This window comes from Streptomyces sp. NPDC093065 (genome assembly GCF_044754585.1).
In the GTDB taxonomy this organism is placed as follows: Bacteria; Actinomycetota; Actinomycetes; order Streptomycetales; family Streptomycetaceae; genus Streptomyces.
Window position 1 is genome coordinate 1 of the sequence record NZ_JBIVPJ010000068.1, and the last position, 1,212, is coordinate 1,212.

General features: G+C 67.5%; 1 protein-coding gene. It reads right to left on the minus strand.

All coding sequences use genetic code 11. The features are described from left to right. Nucleotides 1–254: 254 nt before the first annotated feature. The coding region (locus tag ACIQFU_RS38665) for an RICIN domain-containing protein (protein WP_402558073.1) at nucleotides 255–1,212 on the minus strand (958 nt) is incomplete at its 5' end.

The window sequence follows — 1,212 nt, forward strand, 5'->3', positions numbered from 1 at the left end:
GGCTCCACCGTCGTCCAGGGAGCCACCTCCCCCACCGGCTCGAACCGGTACTCGTCGACGACATCACCGGTATTGCGCACCCGCAGGCGCACACGCGTACTGCTGCCGGGGTCCACGGTCGCGGACGCGGGCTCCAGGGAGGTCCACAGGCTCACACGCCGACGCTACGCGCCAACTCCGTTTGAGACAGCGGCAGTCGGGGCAGAACCCGCTGCCCCAAGGTGCCTGATCCTGCGACTGCCCGGACCCCGCGGTCACTCCTTGTTCGGGTGGACGATCTTCCACTCCTGGTCATCGGTGTTGGTGCAGTCGGCGATGTTCAGCCTGGTCAGAGTCGGACCGTTCTGGCCCTTCACATTGAGGCACTTGTTGTTGCTGGCGTAGTTGCGGATCCAGTAGTCGCCGCTCTCCTGCTTGTCGACCCACCAGAGCTGGTTGTCGGCCATCGTGCCGTCGCAGTGGAACTCGGACACGGGGGTCCCCACCGGGCGGGCGCCGTACTCACCGAGGTCCATGCAGAACTTGTCGGTGACGTTCCGGATCTGGAAGAGAGCGGCGCCTCCCGGGCCGCCCTTCGGGTACTTCACTTCCAGGTCCCAGTACTGGTTGTCGCCCGTCTCGTGGCAGTTGGCCTGCTGGACGGGGCCGTTGATCTTGCCCTTCTCCCGATCCGGGATGTCCGCGCACATCTTGGTGGTGGTGTTGAACAGCATGACGTTCTTCGCCGGCACCACCGGTTTCACGGCAGGCTTCTTGGACTCCCCGCCGCCGCCGTCACCGCCGTCACCGCCGCCGTCGGAACCACCGCCCCCGTCGCTCTGGGATTCCTCGGGGGCCGTCGGCTGCTGGGGCTCGGCGGGCGCGGATTCGGCGGTGCTGGGCAGGGTCTCCGGAGTGGCACTGGGACTGGGCGCGAGCGCCACACCTGCCTGCTGGGTCTGCTCGGTGGCGCTGGTGCGGACCTGCGGTTTGTAGGCGATCCAGATCATCACGAACGCGATCGCCAACGCCAGGAAGACCCCGAAGAACGTCGCCAGCCACCGGGGCAGGAAGCCGCGCTGCACATACGTGCCCTCGACCTCGGTCGGATCCACCCCCGACCGCCGCACCGCCAGCGTGTAGGGCCGCTCCTCCTTGGAACCGAACCAGATGATCCGCTTCGGCTTCAGCGTCGTCTCCACGAACGCCGCACGCCCCGGCTCGATCTGCACG